Genomic DNA, 18,437 nt, shown 5'->3' with positions numbered 1-18,437 from the left:
GCCATCATCAGCCAATTTGACATTGCCATGAGCTAAACGGAGCAAGAGGCAGCGTAGCTGCGACACCGCGAAGCGGCCGTTCTGAACGGTAGCTGACAGTCGCCGCGTTTATTAGATAGCCGTTAAAATCCAGATTCTGGCAGTCTAACGTTGGGGGACTAGTGCAGCACCTCCCTGCCTGCTCTGAGAGCCTAGGAAGAAAGAACTGCATCTTTTGCCGTCTTCTGATGTGCCGAGGGCCCGGTCGCTTTGGCGCTCCGGCGGCCGCTTTCGCGCATTGCAAAAATCACGTAGCATCGAGCCATTGTTATGTTCCGTGACGCCACGGCCCCAGCATTGCCGAGCATCTTTTTCATGTCGCAGATTTCCTCCTCCCCCAAGCCCTATTACCCGCATGTCGACGGGTTGCGCGCGATCGCTGTGATCGGGGTCCTTCTTTCACATTTCAACATTCCAGGGTTCCCCGGCGGTTTCCTCGGGGTGGACGTCTTCTTCGTCGTCTCTGGCTTCCTTATCACCCGGCTGATTATACAAGAGCGCGGCCGTACTGGACAATTCAGCTATCGCAACTTCTACCTACGCCGCATCCGACGCCTGATGCCAGCGGCGCTCGCCGTAATCGCCCTGTCGATCGCGGCGTTCTACCCAATTTTCGGGGCGAAAGATCTGTCGAGCTTCCTGCGCTCGGTACCCTTCGTGGTCTTCTCCCTAGCGAACCTCAACTTCTACCGCGAGGTCGGATACTTCGACAGCGCCGCAAAATTCAAGCCACTGCTGCACACTTGGTCCTTGGCGGTCGAGGAGCAGTTCTACCTGATCTGGCCTACTCTGCTGCTACTCCTGATGCGCTTCGGCCGCTGGCTGCTGCCGGTCAGTCTGATCCTGCTGGTAATCAGCGTCACGGGGGCAGCGATCATCCGCCCGCTCAACTTTAGTGCCGCCTACTATCTGCTACCATTCCGCAGCTTCGAACTTATGGTCGGAGCTGCCTTGGCGACTGTGATGGCCGAGCAGTCGCCCGACTACCGCAACATCCAGACCCTGTCCGAATGGCGTATGGCGCTACTAGCGGGGTTGGGCATGGCGCTGGTCTTGGGCTGCTATTTTCTGTTCTCTAAGACCAGCCCGCTGCCCGGTCCGCTCAGTCTGCTAGCTTGCATCGGTACCGCGCTGGTCATCGCCTATGGGGCCCATGGCCCGGTAGGCCAGTTGCTGACGTGGCGGCCGGTGGTCTGGATCGGCCTGATCAGCTATTCGCTCTACCTCGTGCATTGGCCGGTTTTCGTCTACATCTCCTATCGCCTGCTCGACATGCCCTCGTTGCCGCTGCGCATGGCGATGTTCCCGATCTCGATTATGCTTGCGACGGCCAGTTACTACCTCATCGAGCAGCCCTTCCGGCAGCCCGCATCAAAGGAAAATCGATGGGGCAACAGACCCTTCGCGGCCGCGACCGTGCTCGTGGCATGTCTTCTGGTGGCCCCAAGTGCCTACCACAGGCTTGTCGACCCCAAGCAGCAACCGCGACTGATCGCCGAGCTGAGTGTTCCGCCCCAGGGGCAAGCGATCCATCTAACAAAAGTAAGCTATCCCGAGGATCATCCAGTCTATGAGATTTTCCGCTACGAGACCGGCCTACCGGATGCGCCGAAGCTTTTGGTGCTGGGCGACAGCCACGGCGAACACCTGCGCGAAGGCCTGCAGCGGGTGATTGCCCCGAATGGGATCGACGTCGACCTAGCGCGCATTTCCGGTTGTCCACCGCTCTTTGACATTACCATCCAGCGAGAAACCGATAAAGCACCGGACCAGGGCTGCACTGCAGCTAACGAGACGCTCAAGCTCTTGGCACGCAGCCAAGATTACGATGCGGTGGTCTTGACTTCTCGCTGGGGGCTGGCAGTTGGGCGCCGTGACATGCCCGGCCAGCGGCTACGTCATATCGACTACGTGCAGATCGGTGACAGAAAGCCAGAGCTCGGCATGGAAAAAACCCGGGCGCTGTTCTCAAAGGCCATAGAGAAGACCGTCAACGCTATCCTAGCAACCGGCAAACCGGTCATTCTCATGGGGCAGGTACCGCCGACGGGAACCGACCTGAATCAGTGCCAGTCGCCGTTCCCCTGGCTGCGCGCCACGAAGGGGGGGCGGTGCCTGCAGCTCACCGAGGCCGAAGTCGCACAACGCGAAGCATTCTCCGACAATCTGCTGGCCGACTACAAGCGGCGTCCGGGCGTCTTGGTGATCAATTCACGTGAGATGATGTGCCAGGACGGCTCCTGCGTGACCAATGCGCCCCAGACCGGAGAGATTCTATATATGGACGATAATCACCTGAATGAGGCAGGTAGTGTTTACTACCTGTACCAGCTGGCTACCCGAAGCAGGTTCCTCGACTTCATCCGCGCCGCAGCTCGGAGCCGCGGCGAGAAGAGAATCGGCGCGGCGGTCCACCAACTGCCCTGACCGTCGAAGGAGAACGTGTGCCGCCCCCCGCAATTCCTGCGCCTGTTACAAGGGAGAACATAGCAATGAGTATGACGGTGGAAGACAGCATCAAACGGTGGACGGCGAAGCATAAGGCTGGGCTCGTCATCGATTGAGGCATGCACAAAGTCCCCGTCGGCTGCTTTGTCGCGGCATCCGGGTTGCGCTCCAGTGATGCAATGTTCTGGACGGTTTAACCGCCCTAACTTCTTGATATCCGGATAAATCAGCCACCGCGGCCGCTTGCGTTGATTACGACGCACGGGTTCGGGCGGATCAAGACGCTCGCGCCTGCTCAGACAGGCGCGCCCTGGCTCGGGCGAGCCAATTACGCACCGTAAGAACGGATGCGCCAGAGACCTTGATGACAGATTGGCCTTGGAAACTCTGCTCGATTATCGTCAGTTCTGCTTAGTCGTCCAACGCCTACGATGGACATCCGCCTATGCCAACTGTCCGGTCAGAATGGGGGCAGTTGAGAAAGGCATGACGAGGCCTATCTCAGCCTCAAAATCAACATTATGCACAGCGGGATTTTCATAGGCTATTCTTTTTGGTGTCAATGCCTTACGGCAATCCAATATCATAAGGCGTGTTATCTGGCCTTCATGGCATCCAAGCAAAAGAATGCCATCCTGTGTCCCATGAAAACGTCTGTTTAGCCTGCTGGCTGGTGCCAGTCAGTGCGTCAACATGACACAAAAGTCCGCTTGGGAGGCCAACGCGGTCATTCCCACTCGATCGTCCCGGGCGGCTTGCTCGTCACGTCGTAGACCACGCGGTTGATGCCGCGGACCTCGTTGATGATGCGGGTGGCCGCACGGCCGAGGAATTCCATGTCGTAGTGGTAGAAATCAGCCGTCATGCCGTCGACCGAGGTGACGGCGCGCAGCGCGCAGACGAATTCATAGGTGCGGCCATCGCCCATCACGCCGACGGTCTGCACCGGCAGCAGCACGGCAAAGGCCTGCCAGATCGCGTCGTAGAGACCGGCCTTGCGGATCTCGTCGAGATAGATCGCGTCGGCTTCGCGCAGGATATCCAGCTTTTCGCGGGTCACGCCGCCCGGGCAACGGATCGCAAGGCCCGGACCCGGGAAAGGGTGGCGACCGATGAACGAGTCCGGCAGGCCGAGTTCCTTGCCGAGCACGCGCACCTCGTCCTTGAACAATTCGCGCAGCGGCTCGACCAGCTGCATGTTCATCCGCTCGGGCAGGCCGCCGACATTGTGGTGCGACTTGATGGTCACCGAGGGGCCGCCGGAGAAGGAGACGCTCTCGATCACGTCCGGATAGAGCGTGCCCTGGCCAAGGAAGTCGGCGCCGCCAAGCTTCTTGGCTTCGTCTTCGAAGGTCTCGATGAACAGGCGACCGATGATCTTGCGCTTGGTCTCCGGGTCGGCCACGCCTTCCAGCTCGCCGACGAACCGATCGACGGCGTCCACATGGATCAGGTGCAGGTTGTAATGTTCCTGGAACATGGCGACGACGTCCGCCGCCTCGTTCTTGCGCATCAGGCCGTGGTCGACGAGGATGCAGGTCAGCTGGTCGCCGACCGCCTCATGGATCAGCAGGGCCGCAACGGACGAGTCGACGCCACCGGAGAGCGCGCAGATGACGCGCTTGTCGCCGACCTGTTCGCGGATCTGCTCGACCGCCTTCTGGCGATAGGCATGCATGGTCCAGTCGCCGGTGATGCCGGCGACGTTGTGCACGAAGTTCTGGATCAGCTTGGCACCATCCGGCGTATGCACCACTTCCGGGTGGAACTGCACGGCGTAATATTTGCGCGCGGTGTCGGCGATGAAGGCGAAGGGTGCGTTGGACGAGGTGGCGATGATCTCGAAGCCCGGCGGGATCGCGGTGACGCGGTCGCCATGGCTCATCCACACCTGGTGGCGGGAGCCGACGGTCCAGAGACCCTCGAAGATTTCGCAATCCGTGGCGATTTCCAGGAAGGCCCGGCCGAACTCGCGGTGATGGCCGCCCTCGACCTTGCCGCCGAGTTGCTGGCACATGGTCTGCTGGCCGTAGCAGATCGCAAAGATCGGCAGGCCGCTGTCGAAGAGCACCTGCGGCACCGAGGGTGCGTTCTCGTCCAGGACCGAGGCCGGCGATCCCGACAGGATGACCGCCTTTGGCTTCAATTCGCCAAAGGCCGCTTCGGCCTTCTGGAACGGCACGATTTCGCAATAGACGCCGGCTTCGCGCACGCGGCGCGCAATCAGCTGCGTCACCTGGCTGCCAAAGTCGACGATAAGGACGGTGTCGGGATGTTCAATCTGGGTCATGTCGAGCCTTTAATGAAAAGCGCGGTCCGTTTCAATCGGAGAATTGTCGCGATTGTCCTGAAACACGGGGCAGCTTCAGAACCAGAAGACACCGCGCTCCATCGAGGACAGCAGAATGTCGACGACGATGGCGAGCTTCTTGTCGACGACATGCAGATATTCCTTCCAGTCGTCGACATGGGTCAGGTCGGCCTTGCCGTCGGAAATGCCCCTGAGGCCGATCAGCGGCACATCGAAGGCCTGGGCGGCGCGCAGGATGGCGAAGCTTTCCATGTCGACCATGTCGGCGGCGATATCCTGATAGGCCGCGCCCGAGATGATGTTGCCGCCGGTCGACAGGGTGGCGGCCGGAACACCGGGGATGCGCAGCGGCAGTTCGACCACCGCCGGCAATTCGAGAAACGGCGTAGCCCCCTTCTCGAAACCGAGCGGCGAGGCATCCATGTCGCGATAGGCGAGCGATGCGACCTGATAGACCTCGGTCTGTTCCAGCTTGGCCGATCCGGCTGACCCGAGCGACACGATAAGGCTCGGACGGCGATCCTTCGCCTCAAGCTCCGTCAGAACCTTCGTCAGGCTGACCGCGGCTTCCACCGGACCGACCCCGGTCATCAGCGGCAGGAAGCGGGAGCGCAGGAAGGGGCCGTATTCGGCATCCACCGCCATGACGAACAGGACGTCCTTGCCCGCAACGCGCTTCAGTTCGTATGTCATTCACTAATTCCTTCGCGCCCGCGGACCACCATCAGCGTGCTGGTCATCGAGGCGATCAGTTTGGCGGGACCGTCGCTCAGCGCATAGCCGCGACCGTCGGCGACGATGATGTTGGAGCCGGGCTTGGTGACCTCGCCGCGAAACAGGAAGCGCTCTCCCCGCCCCGGCGACATCAGGTTTACCTTGAACTCGATCGTCAGGAGCGAGACCTCCGGCTCTATCTGGGTATAGGCCGCATAGCTGCAGGCGCTGTCAAGCGCAGCCGAGATCACGCCCGCATGCAGGATGCCGTGCTGCTGGGTGAGCTTCAGGTCGAAGGGCAGCTCGATCTCCACCACGCCCTGGCTGATCCGCGTCAATTCCGCGCCCAAGGTTTCCATCGCCCCCTGACGGGCGAAACTGTTACGTATCCGTTCCTCGAAATCGGCATGGCCGGCGACTGTCATGATCATCCCCTGTCTCGCGACAAAGGTTGCACGGGCCATGCTGCACTGCAAGATGGTGACGGCATTCAGTTGAGGATCAGGATCGACAGGTTGAGCAGCGTGGCAAAGGCGACCCAGGCGGCATAGGGCAGGAACAGCAGGCTGGCCACCCGGTCGATCGGTCGCGCAAGGCCGATGAAGGCGAAGATCGACAGCAACAGGCAGACAATGACAACGAGCCCGAGCACAAGACTGTGCAGCCCGAAGAAGGCCGGTGTCCACAAAAGGTTCAGCAGCAACTGCCCGAACCAGAACTGCATGGCGGCAGACTTCGGCGCCCGCAGCCAAATCCGCGCGCCTGCAAGCCCGATCAGCACGTACAGCAAGGTCCAGACCGGCGGAAACAGGAAGGCGGGCGGATTGAAGGCCGGCTTTGCCAGTCCTTCATACCAGCCTCCCGGCGCATTGGAGAGACCGGAGGCGATGCCGAGCGCGACCACGACGACAACGAAGGCGGCGGGAACAAGAAACTTCTTCATATCGGACAGATAGCGCAGGCGAGCCGCCCGGCCAAGGTCGCCGGCCGTCGATCAGGCCGCCGTCGTCCTCACGATATGCTGATCGAAGGCGACCGGCTGCCTCGCCTTGTCGAAATCGCCGCGATAGCTTGAAACGGCAAAGCCGTGGCGGGCCGGGGCAATGCCCGCCGCGTCCGGGATCGTCTGGGTTGCCACGACCTTGCCGCTTGTCGCGGAAAGCGTGACGGCCACGCCGCCCTTGGGTGAAGCAAGGCCCACCAGACGGTCTGTGCGATGGACGGCGATCGCGCCGACATAATTGGCAAGCGCCGTCGTCGTGTCTTCCGGGAGTTCGGCAAAGCGGAGATCGACGCCCTGCCCGAAACGGCCGACTAGCGGCGGCAGATCGTTGCGTGCGCCCTCGTATTGGCAGGCAAACCAGATTTCGCCTCGATCCATCACCGCGAGATGCCGGGTCGACAGCTGCTCCAGCCCGTTCGGCATAAGGTGCTTTTCGATCAACCGACCGTCGCGCGCATCGGCAATCACGAGCGATGGCTGCATGGCATCCAGATTGAGCTTGGTGCGGCCGAAATCGGGATGGGTCTCGATTCCGCCATTGGCGATGATCAGCAGCGCCCCGTCATCGCTGACCGTCATGTCGTGGGTGCCGATGCCATGGGCGGGAAATTCGCCGATCCGGGCAAAGCCGCGGGCCCCGTCGTAGAGACCGATGACGCCGCGTCCGGCTTCGAAATCATTCTCGCTGGCATAGAGAATGCGGCCATCGGGCGAGAAATGACCATGGCCGAAGAAATGCCTGTTCTCGGCCGCATGGATCACGATCGGTTCGGAGTGCCCGCGCGTATCGAGGATCATGGCAAAGGTGCCGGGGCGCCGGGCAAAGGCAACCACCCTGCCGGTTGCCGGACTGTGGCAGAGACCGTGCATCCGATCGGGCAGGTCGATCCTGTCGATGAAATCGCCGCGCTCGCTCATCAGTGCCAGGCCGAAGCGTCGGTCGGCGTCGCGATAGCCGGTGGCATAGACGGCATCGGCCCGCGTCAGCGCAAAGGCTGAGCGTGACGTCAGGCCTGAAAGAAAGCCGGCACCGGCTGCCGCCAGAAAGGCGCGCCGGTCGATGAGCCCGCTGCTCGCCTTCATGCCGTCAGTCTCCGTCGGAAAAGGAAAATCCGGCGCTGAGGCCGATCGCACCGCCATACTGGTCGTTCAGCCGCAGGATCAGGTCCTTGGCGTTCAGCAGGATATAATCGAGCTTGGCCCGCGCCTCGTTGTCCTTGACCGAGAGTTCGACATCGGACTTCACGTCTCGGTCGAGCTCGCCCGCCTTTCGCTCCACCGACTTCAGCAGGAATTCGATCGAGGAGACGATCGAGCGCACTTCCGGGTCCAGCAGTTCAGCCATGTCGGACCGTTTCAACAACAGGCCGATGCCTTTCAGGTTGTCCTCGATGGAGGTGAAGGTCAGGCCGGAGCGGCGATAGATCGCCTGCTTGGGAAAGGCACGCGCACCCTCTCCCTTGTAGAAGGTTTCCAGCCTCTGGTCGCGAACGCTCTCGGCCGCATGGACAAGCACGCCCAGCAATTCGCCGACGGCCTCCCGCTCGTCGCGAAAGAGCGGATTGTCGGGTCCCGGCGTCTTCCAGGCCTTCTGGATGCCGTTCGGATCGTCCCAGGCCCGCACCAGTTCACCGGAAAGCCACTTGAGGTTCTCGGCAACCGCCATGCCGTAGCGGCAGCGATAGCTGTCGCGTTCACCCGTCAGGTCTTCGCTGCCGGTGCCGTAGAGAATGAATTCCAGCGCGCCGAGCCCCTGCATGGCGACGCTCTTGTCCTTCAGCGTCTGCATGTCGGTCGCCGTCTCGTCCTTCTTGACGAGAGCCGCCTGCACCTGCTTCAGCCCGGTGCTCTTGCGGTCGGGATAAAACAGGATCCGCTCGAAGCGGTTGTCCTCGAGCACCGGGCCGACGCGGACGATCTCGATCTTCGACCAGGCCTCGACGGTGGCGGCAAAGGCGTGGCGCGCGGCATCGACATTTTTTGGAAACGGCTCGGCGCAAAGCACGCCCATATCGTTGGCCAGTCGGCCGCTTGCGTCCTCGAAGGCGTGGTAGCCGGGGCGGATGACATCATCGACAGCCCTGGCCATGACGCCCGGCACCGCTTGCGTGTTCAGTTCCGGCGGCGGCAGGTTGGCATCCTGGGCGAGACTTGCGCCGGCAAACAGGCCGGCTGCGGCCAAAGCGAGGATAAAACGCATCAAAGGGACTCCAGGAAGGTGATCAGGGCCGCGCGCCGGTCGGCATCCATCGCGGCAAAGGCATTGCGGGCAGCCGTCGCTTCCCCGCCATGCCAGAGAATGGCTTCGGTCAGCGTGCGCGCACGCCCATCATGCAGGTAGAAGCTGTGGCCGTTGATGATGTCGGTCAAACCGATACCCCAAAGCGGCGGCGTGCGCCACTCCCGGCCCGAAGCCGCGCCCACACCCTGCCCGTCGGCCAGATCCTCGCCCATGTCGTGCAGCAGGAAGTCGGAATAGGGCCAGATCAGCTGAAAGCGGAAGGCAGGACTGGCGGCCTTGCGGCTGGTGACGAATTTCGGGACATGGCAGGCAGCACAGCCGGCCTTGTAGAAGGTCGCCTTGCCCGCCAGCACCCGGGCATCCGACACATTGCGGCGCATCGGCACTGCCAGGCTCTCGGTATAGGCGGCAAGCAGGCCAAGCACCGGATCCGGCGCCTCGACGGGACCGAGCCGCGGCTGCACGCCGTCAGGCATGGCGCGGCAGCGCACCTGCGCCTCGGTGCAATCGCCGGCCGCGTCCGGCCTCAACGGGGTCGATATGCCGATGTCGTTCGACAGGGCGTCGGCCGCCTGCTCGCGCACCGTGGCCGTCTGCGCCTTCCAGCCGAAGCGCCCGACGCTTGCCGCACCCGTCTTCGGATCGACAAGGCGCTGCACCCGGCCTGATATCCCATCGCCATCCCGATCCTGCGGATCGGCAAGCGCTGCGATATCCGCCGCCGCGACGGCCTCGATCAGTCCCATGCCGATCAGGGGGCTCGCCATGCGCGGCGAAAGCGTGGTCGCCAGGGCGACTGGCCCATAGGCCGGATCGGCGATCGCGAAGCGCGGCTTGCGTAAAACAACCGATTCTGCACCAGGAAGCGTAACTGTACGCTCTTCATAGGAAACGACGATCTTGCCTTCCGCCGCAAGGCCCGGAACGGCCCGGTCCTGGAACTGACGGCCATAAACGGGATCACCGGCATTGGGCAGGCCCTGGCGACGCAACCCGGCGCGCTCGACATCCGTCGTCGCCGGTCGCGCAAGGCGGACCAGCATGCCGACGGCGTCACCGGTACCATCCAGCGGCTGTCCGCGGCCGCCTCGGATATGACAGGCATGACAGGACCGCGCATTGTAGAGCGGCCCGAGCCCGTCGGACGCCTGGGTGGAGGACGGCGAGGAGACCCAGAATTTCTCAAACAACGCCTGCCCGAGATGGAAGTTGCCGCGATCCTCGAAAGCGAGATTGCCGGACGGCCGGTGAAAGCCGTTCGCGTCAGGATCGCTCTTCGACGTGGCGGCCCCGCCGGACAGCGCCTCGGAGGCCTCCGCGCGGTCGAACTGGATGGCCGGCCGAACAACGCGCTCGACGCGCAGCCGGTCCTGGTCGTCGAGATCCGTGCGGGCCGGCAGATCGCCCGCCTGCAGCACCGGCGGACAGAGCAGCGATGCGACCGTCAAAGCCGCCAGAAGCCGTTGCCGATCGAACATGCCGGGCTTTGTCATCCGGTGACCGGGCCGCCGCCATCGGCAGGCGACCCGTCCTTTTCTTACTGGAATACGGCGTTCGGGTTATCCAGGCTGTCGGAGCCTTCCAACTCGACCGCGCCCAGATCGAGCGAGGCGATCACCCGCTCGATCGTCTTGGTCTGGTCGATCAGGCCGTCGATTGCCGCCTGGACGGTGGCATTGCCCTCGTCGTTGCCCTCGGCGATCATCTGGTCATAAGCCTCGACGGTCTCGCCGCGCTTCACCATGGCCGACATCGCATCCATGGTCTTTTCCAGCTTCGCCTTCATCTCGGCATCGAGCTTGGCGTCCTTGGCGACGACGAGATCGGAGAGCGAAGGGCCTTCCATCTTCGTGCGGTCGACGCGGATATACTGGCCGAGATAGGCCGACTGGATGCCGAGCGCGTCGTAATAATGCGAGTTGTAGGTGTTGTCGGAGAAGCAGTCGTGCTCCTCTTCCGGATCGTGCAGCAGCACGCCGAGTTTCATCCGCTCGCCGGCAAGTTCGCCGTAGGACAGGGAGCCCATGCCGGTCAGGATCGCCGAGATGCCCGCCTGCGGATCGGCCTCGACATGCTGGGTCGCCTCGCCTTGCGGCGCCCAGGCATCGACCATTTCCTGCAGGTCCGAGACCAGAAGGGTGGAAGCCGATTTCAGGTATTCGGCCCGCCGGTCGCAATTGCCGTTGGTGCAGTTGGCCGTGTCGTAGTCGGTGTAGGGACGGTTGCCGGCCCCCTTGTCGTTGCCGTTCAGGTCCTGCCCCCAGAGCAGGAACTCGATCGCATGATAGCCGGTCGCCACATTGGCATCCACCTCACCCGTCTCGTGCAGGGTGTCGGCCAGGAATTCCGGCGTCAGCTTGGAAGCATCGACCTCGTCGCCGTCGATCTTGATCGTCTTGTTGGCAATGACATTGGCAACATATTGCGCATTGCTGTCGCTCTCGGTGCCGTAGGAGGCGTCGACATAGTCGATCAGGCCCTCATCGAGCGGCCAGGCATTGACCTTGCCTTCCCAGTCGTCGACCACCGGATTGCCGAAGCGGTAGACTTCCGACTGCTGGTAGGGGACGCGGGCGGCAAGCCATGCGGTGCGGGCCGCCTTCAGGGTCTCCTCGCTTGGCGTTGCGATCAGGGCGTCGACCGCCTTGTCGAGCCCCTTGGCGGTGTCGAGCGCGTCCTGATACTTGGCCTGCGCCATCGCCACGTAATGGTCGAGCACCGCCTTCGGCGTGGTCTCGGCATGAACGGGCAGGACGGACACGGCGGTGACGCCGAAAAGCGCCACACCGGCGCGGAAAATCGTGTTGCGGATCATGGTTTTCCCTCTCCATCGGCGCTGGACACGCCATCCACTCAAGAACGCCCCTCTGTGACCCAAATTTAAACTTGTGTCAAATATTCCAGTATTCTTTCAGAGGCGGTAGCGGGCGGCTGCGGCAGGAGCGCAGCCGCGCTGGTTCACCCAGCCCGGCGCAGCCTTGCGAAGAAAAACCCGTCAGTGCCGGTGAGCGCCGGCGACAATCCGACCGTGCCGGCCGCGTCGAGGCGGAACCGGTCGGCGGACGCACCAAACAGCCTTGCGACCGCATCGGCGCTGCTGGCCACGGAAAATTCCGGATTGTCGGCACAAAAGCTTGCGACCTGCGCCTCGTTTTCGTCCGGCAGCACGGAACAGGTGATGTAGAGGAGATCGCCGCCGGGGCGGACATAGGCGGCCGCACCCGAAAGCGCCTCGGTCTGCTGCTTGATCCGTTCTTCCAGATTGCGCTCGTTCAACCGCCATTTGGTGTCGGGACGACGGCGCCAGGTGCCGGTGCCGGTGCAGGGCGCATCGACGATCACCTTGTCGAGTTTGTCCTTGAAGGGCTCCAGATCGGCCAGCCGCTCATGGGCCTGGACATTATGCGTACCGGCGCGGCGCAGCCGTTCGATGATCGGCGCCAGGCGCTTGCGGTCGGTGTCATAGGCGTGGATCTGACCTTTATTGGCCATGGCGGCAGCCAGTGCCAGCGACTTGCCGCCACCGCCGGCGCAGAAATCCAGAAGCTGTTCGCCGGCCTTGGCCTCCACCAGATCCGCAACGATCTGCGAGCCCTCGTCCTGTACCTCGAACCAGCCCTTTTCGAAATTGATACTGGCCGTGACATTGGGCAGGCGGGCAGGTCCCTCACCGGCCGGGATACGAATGCCGTTCTGTGCAAGATCGGCCGCCTCGGCGCCGGTCTCGTCCAGCGCCTTCAGCACCTTGTCGCGGCTGGCCTTCAGCGTATTGACCCGGAGATCGAGCGTGGCACGGGTGGCCAGCGCCTGGGCCTCGGCCAGCCAGTTGTCGCCGAACCTTGCCTGGAACGCGGCGACCACCCATTCGGGAATGTCGGCCTGGACATGCAGCGGCGCTTCTGCGAGGTCTCGCCCGGCTAAGGATCCATCGGCGACGGCGGCCGGAGCCTGCGGTGCGTAGCGATCGCCGTCGAGGGCGGCCACCAAGCTGTCGGGCGTATAGCCCCATTGGCGCAGCAGCACGCCGTAACCGAGCGCCGCCGCACTGTCCTCGCCCATCAGCCAGGGATGGGAGAGTTTCATCCGCAAGGCGTCGTAGACGATGTTGCCGATGGCCGCCCGGTCGCCCGAGCCGGCAAAACGATGCGACAGGCCCCAATCCTTCAGGGCGTCTGCAACCGGCCGACGCCGGGTCTCGATGTCATCAAGAACTTCGATGGCTCCCGCGAGCCTGCCGCCCAGTCGCATGATATGCTCTCCAATGTTCGAATGCCCGCGTCGTAAAGGCGAAACGCTGGAAGAGCAAGAAGAAGCGGTCGGATTAGCCGACGACTTCGTAGCAGACCTTGGTGTGACCGGCAGCCACCATGCCGATCGTGCTGGCGGCGGCCTTCGACAGATCGAGCACCCGGCCGCTAACGAACGGTCCGCGATCGTTGATCCGGACGACGACGCTCTTGCCGTTGCGCTGGTTGGTGACCCGCAGGCGCGTGCCGAAGCGAAGATGCTTGTGCGCTGCCGTCAGGCGTGTCGGGTTCATCCGCTCGCCCGAAGCCGTTTTCGAGTGAAGCGCATACCACGATGCACCGCCGCAGGAGGCCGAAGCATTGGCCTGACTTGTGAAACCCGCGCAGAGTGAGAGGATCGTGGTGGCGGCGACCACGGACAGTCGGAAACTTGCCAATTTCGATTTCCCTTGAGCCTAGCGTTAGACGATTTTTGCAAGGCGAGGGTCTAGGAGGTCGAAAAATGGCAAAAACGTGCCCTGTCCGATCACGACACGTTACAGACTGTAACATTTGTGATCGCCAAATGCGCTGCGAATTCCAGTGGAAATCGGCAGTATGGGCAAAAATGACTTTAGAATCAGTCAGAAGGAGAGGTTACGTAGCGTGCTCCCTTAGCGCAAGGGTCGCTCACGAAAAAAATATCCTGAAATTGGCTGTTGCGCGCGATTTTCGAAGGCGAACGCCAAATCTGGTAGGAAAGTCTTCCTCCGGTCAGCAGACGAGTCGGGTGAAGGGGGCACCCCGCCAGCAATGCCGACCGGAGGGAAGGACTTTGCAACGGGGAAACGCAGATCAGCCCGACTGGTTCCAAATTTTCTGCGCCCATAATTGTGCAAGGGACACGCGGTAGTCGGGAAAGGCGAAGTCATAACCCATGCGCTGCAGATGCGCATTCGACACCCGCTTGTTCTCGCCATAGAAGGAGCGCGCCATCGGCGACAGCTCGGCGGTCGCGAAATCCTGCTCGGGCGGCGGCGCGACCCCCATCAGCCGGGCCGCCTCGGTGACGACGTCCTGCGGCGGTGCCGGCTCGTTGTCGGTGACATTGACGATGCCGTCGTGCCGACGCTCGGCGAGAAACCGCGTGGCCGCGGCAATGTCTTCCACCCGGATGCGATTGAACACCTGGTCCGGCTTGACGAGCCGCTTGGCCTTGCCGCTTTCGAGATTGACGAAGGCATTGCGGCCGGGCCCATAAATTCCAGAGAGCCGCAGGATCGACAGCGGCAGCCCGGCCCTGTCGGCCAGCCTGCGCCAGCCCTCCTCCGCCTCGACACGCTCGCGCGAGCGCTGCGACACCGGACGGCACACCGTCGCCTCGTCGACCCATGCCCCGTCATGGTCACCGTAGACGCCGACGGTCGAGAGATAGGCGATGAAGCGCAGATGCGGCATTCGCTCCTGCAGCCGTCCATCCAGCAGCCGTAGCAAGGGATCGCCCTCGGGGCCGGGCGCGATCGACTGGACCAGCACGCTGGCAGACTGCATCACCGCGTCGAGTTCGCCCTCCACGGCCGTGCCGTCGAAGACCAGCGGCGCTATCGACAGCGTCCGCAGGCGCTTTCCGTTATCGGCCGATCTCGTCGTGCCGAACACCTCGCGCCCGGCAGACACGAAGGCCTTGCCGATCTCCCGGCCTGAATAGCCCGCTCCGAAAATCAGGACTGTCAAAGTTGGCTCCCCTCCCATTCATCCTTGCGACCGCGATTCGGGATCACGCCCATTCCTGCGCAACGCCGGCGTCGCCGTCCTGGCTATGCTGTGCTTTCAATGCCCGCCAGGCGTCTTTCGGCAAAAGCTGCCGCAAGGCCCAGACGGCAGCGCCCCGCACCACAGGCGCCGGATCGTCGAGCAACGGGCGACAATGTGCAGCGAGGCTGATATCGGCGGAATTGCCGGCAGCGATCAGCACATTGCGCACAAACCGGTCGCGGCCGATCCGCTTGACCGGAGAGCCGGAAAACAGCCGGCGAAACGCGGCATCGTCGAGCGTCAGCAGATCGGCGATCGCCGGTTGCTTCAGGTCCTCGCGGGCGGCAAGCTTCATCTCGCGCGCCGTTTCGGCGAACTTGTTCCACGGACAGGCCGCCAGACAGTCGTCACAGCCATAGATCCGGTTGCCGATCGCCCGGCGGAACTCGGACGGTATCGGCCCCTTGTTCTCGATCGTCAGATAGGAAATACAGCGCCGCGCATCGATCTGATAGGGGGCGGGAAAAGCAGCCGTCGGGCAGGCATCGAGACAGGCCCGGCATGAGCCGCAATGATCGCGCTCCGGTGCATCGACATCAAGGTCGGCGGTAGTGAACATGCTGCCGAGAAACAGCCAGGAACCGAACTCGCGGCTGACGAGATTGGTGTGCTTGCCCTGCCAGCCGAGGCCTGCGGCCTCGGCCAGCGGCTTTTCCATCACCGGGGCCGTGTCGACGAAAACCTTCACGTCGGCGCCGCTTCTGGCGGCAAAGCGCGTGGCGATATCCTTCAGGCGACCCTTGATCACATCGTGATAATCGCGGTTGCGGGCATAGACGGAGATCGCCGCCTTGTCTGTCATCTGCTGCAGGGCGCGGGGATCGCCTTCCGGTCCGTAATTCATACCGAAGACGACGATGTTGTGCACTTCCGGCCAGAGCACGCGCGGATCACCCCGGCGCGCACCGGTCTCGGCCATCCACTCCATCGATCCATGATATCCGGCCTCGACGAAGGCCTTCAGACGGTCAGGGGCTGCCGGAATGCCGTCGGGCTTCGTCACGCGGCAGGCCTCGAAGCCCGCGGCACGGGCCTCGTCCTTCAGGAAGCCGGTCAGCTTTGTGCGCCGCACCGCTTCCTTCTCATCGATATCGCGTGGCGGCATGGCCGCTCCCCGTCAAAAATCGAGATCGGCGTAATGCGAAACCGGCGTCAGCCCGCGAATGCGCTCGGACAGCATCGGGCGGAAAGACGGCCGCGACTTCAGCCGCTGATACCATTCCTTGGCGACCGGCGCGTCATTCCAGTCGATCTCGCCCATATAATCGAGCACCGAGATGGATGCGCCGGCAGCGAGATCCGCATAGGTCAGCCGATCCCCGGCAAGCCAGGGCCGCGAGCCCGCAAGCCAGGACAGATATTTCAGGTGTTCGCGGATATTCGCCCGCGCCGTGCGCAGCACCTTGGAATCGGGCGCGCCGCCGCCGAGCGATGGCGGCATGTGCAGCTTGTACACCCGTTCGCGCACCAGCGGCCGCGTCACATCGTGTTCCATCTTCTGCAGGAACCATTCGGTCAGCCGGCGGATTTCCGCCCGCTGGAACGGATCCTCGGCAAACAGCCGCCGCTCGCGCTTCAGCACGCCGTGGGTCTCGTCGACGAATTCGGCAATCACGGAAGCGCCACACAGCGCCCTCATGCTGTCGTCGACATAAACAGGCAGCACGCCTGCGGGGTTCAGCGCCAGGAACTCGCGCCGCATCTCCCAAGCCTGCTCCTCGACGAGATCGACCTGAAAACCGTATTCGGAAAGGACCAGCCGCACGAACCGCGAAGCCGCCGACATAGGATGATGATACAAGGTGGGCATGACAACTCGAATTACGTTTTTGTCGCTTCGTCCCGCCATCGGCCGAACCGGCCGCCAGCCTCGGTGACGGCTCCCAAGCTATAGGTGTTCATGGTTCTCAATACAAGCAGATCAGGGGCGTGACCTTTGCAAGACATTGTCCTGCCTTGGGACAAACGCCTGTTGATTGCGCCGTGATTCCGTCATGTCCGTTGTCGAGGACATTCCACGCCGCATTAAACAATGCGTGGAGATCAAGGCCGACATGTCCCAATTTGCCACAGTCTCTGTCGTCGCCCCGGCACGAATGAACCGCACCTCCCGGCCGTCGCTGTGCGCCTTCGCCTGGGAGCGCGGTTTGCAGTCGTAACTGTCGGATAGGTTGTGGAAATGACAGGACGTCGAGCCCTGGAAATGCCGGCCACATCGTCGAGAAGCGGCCGGTGCTGATCGTCACGGGATCAGATGTCCTGAAGCAGGACCTGCCCGAACCGCTTACTTGGACGGGGCGATGGATGCGGTGGCGCAGGGATCAACGCCATAGGCCGGCGCACAGCCATTCTTGGCGGCAATGGACTGCGGCGCCATGAACGAACCTGCCAGGATGACGAGCGCCGCGCATGCGAAAAAGAGTCCGATTGACTTGCCCATTGACGTCTGTCCCTCAAATTTCCAAACCTGGGAACCTGCCCTTATAGCGGCCCTCAGCGGTTGCGTGGTTTACGCATTGCTAAGGAAAACATCAATAGCGCCACAACCTGAATCCGGCGTTAACGCTGATGTTTTCGTCTTGCGTCATTTGTGCAACGCAGTGCGGCGGCAAAAGGTTCCAAATGCGGCCGTTTCTAGGCTGCCTTGCCCGATCCGCTATACTGGCCGAAGGGTCTGTACTGGACCATGTAGGAGGGCAAAACACTGCCCAGTGCCATCGGCTGGATGCCCAAGCCTTCCAGCGTATGGCCCGAGGCGATCGCCTCGTCGGACACGACATTGTCGCGCTTCAGCAGGGTCACCTGGTCGCTGGTGAGCGGCGGCTTGATCAGCGGGATCATCGAGGCGATGCTGCCGATCATCGAGGCGATGGAGAACGGCAGGGAGACCAGCCGGTTGCGCCGGTTGGTGGCGGCCAGCATCATCTCCATGCACTGGCGGAAGGTCAAAACGTCCTTGCCGCCGAGTTCGTAGATGCCCGGCTGCACCAGGCCATCGACCGACCGGGCGACGGCTTCGGCGACATTCTCGACATAGACCGGCTGGAAGCGGGTTTTGCCGCCACCGATCAGCGGCAGTGCCGGCGCGATGCGCGCCATGGCGGCAAACTTGTTGAAAAAGCTGTCTTCCGGTCCAAAGACGATCGACGGACGCACGATTACCGCGTCGGGCAGGATCGAGCCGATTGCCTCTTCCGCACGCCCCTTGCTGGCGGCATAGATCGACTCCGCCTTGGTGTCGGCGCCGATCGCCGAGATGTGGGTCAGCCTGGCGCCGGCCGCGCGTGTCGCCTCGGCCACGGCCCGTGCGCCGAAATCCTGGACGGAATCGAAGCTGTTGCGGCCGCTCTCGAACAGGATGCCGACGCAGTTGACCACGTGATCTGCGCCGCGCACCGCGGCATCGACCGAATTGCGATAGCGCAGATTGGCCTGGACAAAGGAAATCTGCCCCATATTGCCGAGCGGCTGCAGGAAATAGGCAAGATCGGGACGGCGCACGGCCACTCGGATGCGATATCCCCGCTGCGCCAGCGCCCGCACCACATGCCGCCCGACAAAGCCCGAGCCCCCGAAGACAGTGACGAGCGGCGGCAGGTTGGACAAGGTCATGGCAGTATCCCCGGATGCGGTTGCAAT

General features: G+C 62.8%; 17 protein-coding genes. 2 read left to right on the top strand and 15 right to left on the bottom strand.

From position 1 onward, the window contains the following. The first annotated feature begins 354 nt into the window (after positions 1–354). Positions 355–2,466, top strand: a complete 2,112-nt coding sequence (locus J2Z17_RS14195; protein ID WP_209946124.1) for an acyltransferase family protein — start codon at positions 355–357, stop codon at positions 2,464–2,466. A gap of 748 nt (positions 2,467–3,214) precedes the next feature. Here J2Z17_RS14195 and guaA read toward each other — a convergent pair. The 13 genes from guaA to J2Z17_RS14130 form a co-directional block, all read right to left on the bottom strand. Continuing rightward, positions 3,215–4,777, bottom strand: coding sequence for a glutamine-hydrolyzing GMP synthase (gene guaA / locus J2Z17_RS14190; RefSeq protein WP_209946122.1), 1,563 nt, complete (start codon positions 4,775–4,777; stop codon positions 3,215–3,217). Between the two features lie 75 nt (positions 4,778–4,852). After that, positions 4,853–5,491 (bottom strand): 5'-methylthioadenosine/S-adenosylhomocysteine nucleosidase, encoded by a 639-nt coding sequence (locus J2Z17_RS14185; protein WP_209946119.1) that lies wholly within the window; start codon positions 5,489–5,491, stop codon positions 4,853–4,855. Then, positions 5,488–5,937, bottom strand: coding sequence for a PaaI family thioesterase (locus J2Z17_RS14180; protein ID WP_209946333.1), 450 nt, complete (start codon positions 5,935–5,937; stop codon positions 5,488–5,490). The genes J2Z17_RS14185 and J2Z17_RS14180 overlap by 4 nt, the downstream gene beginning before the upstream one ends. A gap of 65 nt (positions 5,938–6,002) precedes the next feature. Then, positions 6,003–6,455, bottom strand: coding sequence for a TspO/MBR family protein (locus tag J2Z17_RS14175; protein WP_209946116.1), 453 nt, complete (start codon positions 6,453–6,455; stop codon positions 6,003–6,005). A 51-nt stretch (positions 6,456–6,506) separates the two neighbouring features. Further along, entirely contained in the window at positions 6,507–7,598 is a 1,092-nt protein-coding gene (locus J2Z17_RS14170) for a DUF1513 domain-containing protein (RefSeq protein WP_245224106.1), read from the bottom strand. Positions 7,599–7,602: 4 nt separating this feature from the next. Beyond that, entirely contained in the window at positions 7,603–8,715 is a 1,113-nt protein-coding gene (locus J2Z17_RS14165; protein WP_209946112.1) for an imelysin family protein, read from the bottom strand. Then, the gene (locus J2Z17_RS14160) at positions 8,715–10,235 is read right to left on the bottom strand and encodes a di-heme oxidoreductase family protein (RefSeq protein WP_209946110.1); all 1,521 of its coding nucleotides are present in this window, start codon (positions 10,233–10,235) and stop codon (positions 8,715–8,717) included. The genes J2Z17_RS14165 and J2Z17_RS14160 overlap by 1 nt, the downstream gene beginning before the upstream one ends. 59 nt (positions 10,236–10,294) lie before the next feature. Beyond that, positions 10,295–11,572, bottom strand: coding sequence for an imelysin family protein (locus tag J2Z17_RS14155; RefSeq protein WP_209946098.1), 1,278 nt, complete (start codon positions 11,570–11,572; stop codon positions 10,295–10,297). A 143-nt stretch (positions 11,573–11,715) separates the two neighbouring features. Further along, positions 11,716–13,005 (bottom strand): RsmB/NOP family class I SAM-dependent RNA methyltransferase, encoded by a 1,290-nt coding sequence (locus J2Z17_RS14150; RefSeq protein ID WP_209946096.1) that lies wholly within the window; start codon positions 13,003–13,005, stop codon positions 11,716–11,718. A 73-nt stretch (positions 13,006–13,078) separates the two neighbouring features. Further along, entirely contained in the window at positions 13,079–13,426 is a 348-nt protein-coding gene (locus J2Z17_RS14145; protein WP_245224122.1) for a septal ring lytic transglycosylase RlpA family protein, read from the bottom strand. A 412-nt stretch (positions 13,427–13,838) separates the two neighbouring features. After that, positions 13,839–14,717: an SDR family oxidoreductase gene (locus J2Z17_RS14140; protein WP_209946092.1), complete on the bottom strand. Its 879-nt coding sequence runs from the start codon at positions 14,715–14,717 to the stop codon at positions 13,839–13,841. A 43-nt stretch (positions 14,718–14,760) separates the two neighbouring features. Beyond that, positions 14,761–15,903, bottom strand: coding sequence for a tRNA epoxyqueuosine(34) reductase QueG (queG, locus tag J2Z17_RS14135; RefSeq protein ID WP_209946090.1), 1,143 nt, complete (start codon positions 15,901–15,903; stop codon positions 14,761–14,763). A gap of 12 nt (positions 15,904–15,915) precedes the next feature. Next, entirely contained in the window at positions 15,916–16,608 is a 693-nt protein-coding gene (locus J2Z17_RS14130; protein WP_209946088.1) for a glutathione S-transferase family protein, read from the bottom strand. Positions 16,609–16,792: 184 nt separating this feature from the next. Here J2Z17_RS14130 and J2Z17_RS14125 point away from each other — a divergent pair, with 184 nt between their 5' ends. Continuing rightward, positions 16,793–16,957, top strand: a complete 165-nt coding sequence (locus tag J2Z17_RS14125; protein WP_209946086.1) for a hypothetical protein — start codon at positions 16,793–16,795, stop codon at positions 16,955–16,957. A gap of 125 nt (positions 16,958–17,082) precedes the next feature. Here the strand turns inward: J2Z17_RS14125 and J2Z17_RS14120 are convergent, their stop codons facing one another. Beyond that, positions 17,083–17,238, bottom strand: a complete 156-nt coding sequence (locus J2Z17_RS14120) for a hypothetical protein (RefSeq protein WP_209946083.1) — start codon at positions 17,236–17,238, stop codon at positions 17,083–17,085. A 194-nt stretch (positions 17,239–17,432) separates the two neighbouring features. Continuing rightward, complete coding sequence (locus J2Z17_RS14115; protein ID WP_209946081.1) at positions 17,433–18,410, bottom strand: complex I NDUFA9 subunit family protein; 978 nt, start codon at positions 18,408–18,410, stop codon at positions 17,433–17,435. Positions 18,411–18,437 lie beyond the last annotated feature (27 nt).

The sequence above is a fragment of the Heterorhizobium halophytocola genome (assembly GCF_017873095.1).
Lineage (GTDB): Bacteria > Pseudomonadota > Alphaproteobacteria > Rhizobiales > Rhizobiaceae > Allorhizobium > Allorhizobium halophytocola.
The sequence above is the reverse complement of the archived record's forward strand: the minus strand, read 5'-3'. Positions and strand labels throughout refer to the sequence as shown.